We start from the raw sequence: 6000 nt of genomic DNA on the forward strand, positions 1-6000 counted from the left end.
AGCGAACGTGCGGGGGACAACCCCACCTCCCGCAGCGCCGCATCCATCTGAGCAAAATGCGGCAGACTCAATCCCTATTTGCCGTTTTTTATACAAGCCCCGGCAAAAGCCGTACGTCTGACATCCTGCCGAAAGTTTCCATAAAAAAGGCTATGACTGCCCTTGACCTGAAAACGGCATATTGAAACAGCAAAAACAGCAGGTTGAAGCACCAGACAACGGGAAAAGCTTCACGAAACAGACCATACTTTCCCCACGCTGAGTATATTATCCCCGGCCCGCCTGGAGTTTGGGCAGGCTGCTGCCTTTTTTACCCCCTGCACTATCAGGAGTAAGCACATGGAGCTCCTTGCCGTAAGAGTGGGACACCCCGCGTGCGCCACGCCTGTTCGACATTATCGGCAAGGCGCTCTTTCTCGTTGCCAATGAGCCTTCTTTTGACTGCACACACCGGCTGGATGGCATCTTAATATAAAACATATAACATTTGAATATATAATTATCATCCAAAAGCATTTTCCCTGGTGACCCCGCATTGCCAAGCCTCAAAGCACCCACAACGCCACTGCAAGTAACAAAATATCAATTGAAAATAACACAGAAATAACACATATGCACATTATTAAATAAGTATTCTGTTAATAATGATTAACTAGCAACTCTATCCAATCACATTATATTGTGATTTTTTTTACATTCAATACATTGTAGTTACTTTTTTTCCTTCTTTATTGTTTTTCTTGAAAATATGTATCATTGATCACTCATTCAACAAAAATCTATTGTAATGAATAAACAATCGTGTAAGTATATTGTTTAACTTTATAGCGCTATACATAAATGTCTCTAATGCTTCATAATTTGTCTTTATGGCATAGAAGAGACACCATCAACTCTATCTTGATTGGAGGTTGACGGATGAAGCGATCTTTTTTCCTGGCAATGATTGTTGCAATGCTGGCAATCATTGCTGCCCAGGATGTTTTTGCCGCAAATCAACTGGGTATAAAACTGCCTGAAGATCCGACAAAAGCGTACATCACCCTTGGCATTCTTGTTATTGCGGCAATCATGTTTTTCACCGAAGTCGTACCGTTGCCCATAACAGCTCTGCTTGTGCCGGTGGCCCTGTCGCTGACAAACGTCATATCTTCAAAAGTCGCCTTCAGTTACTTTGGCGATCCCACAGTGGTATTGTTCATGGCCATGTTCATAGTGGGCGAGGCCACTTTCATTACCGGCTTTGCCGACAAGGTTGGCGGACTGGCTGTCAGGCTTTCCAAAGGCAGCCCCATCAAGCTTCTTGTTTATGCCATGGCCGCCGTGGGGCTGCTTTCCACCGTACTTTCCAATACGGGAACCACAGTGGTTGCCGTGCCGATGATTCTCGGCATGTGCATGAAAGCCAAACTGGCTCCCGGCAAAGTGCTTATGCCTGTTGCCTTTGCGGCGTCGCTTGGCGGCACGGTAACCCTGGTGGGTACCCCGCCCAACGGCATTATCAATTCCATGCTCTCCCAGACCGGGCAAAACCCTTTCGGCTTTTTCGAATTCGGCCTGATCGGCATTCCCCTTCTGGCTGCGGGCCTTCTTTATTACGGACTGATAGGGCATCGTCTTTTGCCCGAAGGACGCCAGATCGACGATGCTGTTCTGTCGGAAGAAGCGCAGCCGCGCCGCGAAAATAAAATGTGGCATGCCATGATCGTTTTTGCCTTCGTGGTCTTCATGATGGCCAGCGAGCTGGTTCCCCTGACGACAGCAGCCATGCTTGGCGCCTGCATGATGGTTATCACCGGCTGCATGACCATGCGTGAAGCATTCCGCAGCGTTGACTGGACAACCATTTTCCTGTTTGCGGGCATGCTGTCCATGTCGGCAGCAATGGACAAATCCGGCGCCGCGGCTATTGTGGCCGATGCTGTGGTCAGCACTGTCAGCGATCCCTGGCTGCTCATGCTTGTCTGCTGTGCGCTCACAGCAGTTATCACCAACTTCATGTCCAATACTGCCACGGCAGCCCTTATGGCTCCCCTGGCCCTGCCCATCGCTCTGGGCAGCGGCATTTCCCCCTTGCCCATCGCCATGGGCATAGCCATGTCTGCCTCGGCCTGCTTCCTTACGCCCATTGCCACGCCGCCCAACACCATCGTGCTTGGCCCCGGCAGGTACACATTCCTCGATTATGTCAAGGCTGGCTGGCCCTTACAGCTCATTACCCTTATCATGTGCTGGCTGCTTATTCCCCTGATCTGGCCTTTCCATTAAGCTGCCGCCAGAGGCGCTGTGGCCATAAGCATCACAGCAGTTAATGCTGATAACGAACGGGACGGTGTGGACATGAAGGAAATTCATTTTGACGACATAGCGCGCACTGTGGCGGAACTGGCCATAGAAGCCTGCTACCGCCTGCCGGCCGACATGGTTGCGGCCATGCGCGCGGCACGAACGCGCGAACCTTCGCCCGTTGGGCGCAACATTCTGGATCAACTGCTGGAAAATGCTGAAATCGCCGCCAGGGGAGATCTGCCCCTGTGCCAGGATACCGGCCTTGCCGTAGTTTTTGCCGAAGTGGGCCAGGATGTGCGCATTGTGGGCGGCTCTTTTGAAGATGCCATCAATGAAGGCATCCGCAAGGGGTATACAGAGGGGTATCTGCGCAAATCCTGTGTGGACGAGCCGCTGTTTGAGCGCAAAAACACCAAGGACAATACCCCTGCCGTCATCCATACCCGCCTTGTGCCCGGCAGCGGGCTGCGCTTGCGGCTTGCCCCCAAGGGGGCGGGGTCGGAAAACAAGAGCGTGCTCAAGATGCTCGTGCCGGCAGACGGCATTGACGGCGTGCGCCAGGTGGTTCTGGACGCAGTGCTGGCCGCCGGTCCCAACTCCTGTCCGCCTCTCGTCATCGGCGTCGGCATCGGCGGCACTATGGAGATGGCCGCCATATGCGCCAAACGCGCTGCGGCCCGCGACCTTGAAAGCCGCAACCACGATCCCCGCTATGCGGCCTTTGAAGATGAACTGCTGGATATGGTCAACAAAACCGGCGTAGGCCCCCAGGGGCTGGGCGGCCTTACTACCGCCCTCAAGGTACATGTGGAATGGGCGCCGACCCATATCGCTTCCTTGCCGGTAGCCGTAAATATCAACTGCCACGCGGCGCGCCACGCCGAAGCCGTGCTGTAAGGGGGAGCCATGTCAGACGAAATCAAAAAAATCCGCGCTCCCTTTGATGAAGCCACTGCCCGTTCACTGCGCGCTGGAGACCGTGTTCTTATTTCCGGCACCATACTGGCCGCGCGTGACGCGGCCCACAAACGCCTTGTGGAAACACTGGACAGGGGCGAACCCCTGCCTGTGAGCCTTGAGGGCGCGGTGGTCTATTATGTGGGGCCAAGCCCGGCCCGGCCCGGAAAGCCCATAGGGGCCGCCGGCCCCACCACTTCGGGCCGCATGGATGCCTACACCCCGCGCCTGCTGGATCAGGGGCTTAAAGGCATGATCGGCAAGGGATACCGCAAGCCGGAAGTGGTAGAAGCCATGAAAAAGCATGGCGTACCCTACCTTGCGGCCGTGGGCGGGGCCGGAGCGCTCATTGCCCGCGCCATCAAAAAATATACGGTACTGGCCTATGAAGACCTGGGGCCGGAAGCTGTTGCCGCTATGGAAGTGGAGGATTTTCCGGCCATTGTGGTGATAGACAGTACCGGCGGCAATTTTTACGAAACGGGGCAGGCTCCGTACAAACGCATATGAAGGAATAATCGTTTTTTCATAATGGCATAGGTACAGAATACTTGTATAAGGAGTTGTCATGGCTTTAAGCAGAACCCCTGGGGAGGCAAAAACCCGCCTGGACTTCTGGCAGGCAGCCTCCGGCGCGGTGTTGGCCCTGTTCGTATGTGTACATCTGACGCTGGAGGGTACTGTTGTGCTCAGCCCGGCGCTCACAAACGGCATTGCCTGGTTTCTGGAAGCCACCTGGCTGGCCCAGATTGCGGCACCGCTTATCATCCTGTTGATTGTATTCCATTTCTACATCGCGGCAAGAAAGATGCCCTTTCGCGCCAATGAGCTCGGCATCTTTGTGCGCCACAGCAAAAGCCTGAAAGATTTTGATACATGGCTGTGGCTTGTGCAGGTATTTACAGCCATTGCCATTCTTATGGGCGCTTTTTACCACGTGTATACCGTTATGACAGACCTGCCCATCAACGTGGCGGGCAGCGCCAAGCGCCTGCACAACGGCTGGCTGGCCTTCTACGTGTTCTTTCTGCCCTGTGTCATCCTTCATACGGGCATTGGCGTATACCGTCTGGCCGTGAAGTACGGCATCTGTACCAAGAGCACAAAGTCTGCATGGCGCAAGTGGGTATGGATTGTTATGGGCTGTTATCTTTTGCTTGGAACGCTGGCTCTGACCCGCGTCTGGTTCCTGGGATAGGGGGTGCCGTATGCGTATTTTTGAATGTGACGTCCTGTGCATCGGCGCAGGCCTGGCCGGGGAACGTGTAGCGGTTGAAGCGGCTCAGGCCGGTTTCAGGGTTATCTGTCTTTCCGTTGTGCCTCCCAAGCGTTCGCACTCTTCAGCGGCAATGGGCGGCATGCAGGCGGCCCTGGGCAACTCCATAATGGGCGAAGGCGACTGCCCGGAAATCCATTTCAATGACACCGTTAAAGGCTCTGACTGGGGCTGCGACCAGGAAGTGGCGCGTCTTTTTGCCGAAACCGGCCCCATAGCCATGCGTGAAATGGCCTGGATGGGCGTACCCTGGAGCCGCGTTGTTCCGGGTGAACATACCTATTACAAGGGCGGCAAACCCTTTCAGGCCACAGAAAAAAAGGAAAATGAAGGGCTGATCCATTCCCGCGCTTTTGGCGGCACGGCCAAATGGCGTACCTGTTATACCTCGGACGGTACAGGCCATGCCGTTTTGTTTACCCTGGACAACCGGCTGCTACAGCTTGGCGTGGACGTACACGACCGCACCCAGGCCGAAGGACTCGTACACGACGGCCAACGCTGCATGGGCTGTATAGCCCGCGACCTGCGCACCGGCGAGCTTGTAGGCTACTTCGCCAAAGCAACACTTATCGCCACCGGCGGGTACGGCCGCATTTACCGGGCCACCACCAACGCCGTCATCTGTGACGGCGGCGGCCAGATTGCCGCGCTGGAAACAGGCGTTGTTCCTCTGGGTAATATGGAAGCCGTGCAGTTTCACCCCACAGGAACAGTACCCACAGACATTCTGGTTACCGAAGGCTGCCGCGGCGATGGCGGAACCCTGCTGGACGTAAACGAATACCGCTTCATGCCCGACTATGAGCCGGAAAAGGCAGAACTGGCCTCGCGCGACGTGGTTGCGCGCCGCATGACCGAACACATGCGCAAGGGCCTTGGCGTAAAAAGCCCGTACGGCGATCACCTCTGGCTGGACATCCGCCACCTGGGTGAAAAACATATCACCACGAATCTGCGTGAGGTATACGACATCTCCACGCACTTCCTTGGCGTGAACCCCATACACCAGCTCATTCCGGTGCGCCCCACCCACCATTACAGCATGGGCGGCGTGCGCATCAATAAAGACGGACACGCCTACGGCCTTGAGGGCCTGTTCTCCGCCGGCGAAGCCGCCTGCTGGGATATGCACGGCTTCAACCGCCTGGGCGGCAACTCCCTGGCCGAAACCATTGTTTCCGGGCGCATCGTGGGCCAAAAACTGGTGGAATTCCTCCAGGGCTATGAAACCGTCTTTTCCACAGCCGAAATGACCGCGGCCGCCACAAAGGTAAAAGACCGCATAGCCGCCCTGCTGCGCGGCACAGGCGATGACTGCTACACCCTGCGCAATGAAATGCAGGATGTCATGATGGAGCACGTGGGCATTTTCCGTAACGGTAAAGACCTGGAAGACGGTGTGACCAAGCTGCAAGACCTGCTGGAGCGTTGCGGCAACATGCGCCTGGCAAGCGGCAACATACCCGGCCCCAATG

The 6000-nt window shown here is 55.4% G+C and carries 5 protein-coding genes; all 5 read left to right on the plus strand.

Features of this window, described 5'->3' with window-relative positions:
- Positions 1-918: 918 nt before the first annotated feature.
- Positions 919-2268: an SLC13 family permease gene (locus QZ377_RS08940; RefSeq protein WP_291440815.1), complete on the plus strand. Its 1350-nt coding sequence runs from the start codon at positions 919-921 to the stop codon at positions 2266-2268.
- A 72-nt stretch (positions 2269-2340) separates the two neighbouring features.
- Entirely contained in the window at positions 2341-3186 is an 846-nt protein-coding gene (locus QZ377_RS08945) for a fumarate hydratase (RefSeq protein ID WP_291440820.1), read from the plus strand.
- 9 nt (positions 3187-3195) lie between these two features.
- Complete coding sequence (locus tag QZ377_RS08950; RefSeq protein WP_291440816.1) at positions 3196-3756, plus strand: Fe-S-containing hydro-lyase; 561 nt, start codon at positions 3196-3198, stop codon at positions 3754-3756.
- Positions 3757-3814: 58 nt separating this feature from the next.
- Complete coding sequence (locus QZ377_RS08955) at positions 3815-4444, plus strand: succinate dehydrogenase/fumarate reductase transmembrane subunit (protein WP_291440817.1); 630 nt, start codon at positions 3815-3817, stop codon at positions 4442-4444.
- Between the two features lie 10 nt (positions 4445-4454).
- The coding region (locus tag QZ377_RS08960) for a fumarate reductase flavoprotein subunit (RefSeq protein WP_291440818.1) at positions 4455-6000 on the plus strand (1546 nt) is incomplete at its 3' end.

The organism is Desulfovibrio sp. (assembly GCF_019424165.1).
Taxonomy (GTDB): domain Bacteria; phylum Desulfobacterota; class Desulfovibrionia; order Desulfovibrionales; family Desulfovibrionaceae; genus Desulfovibrio.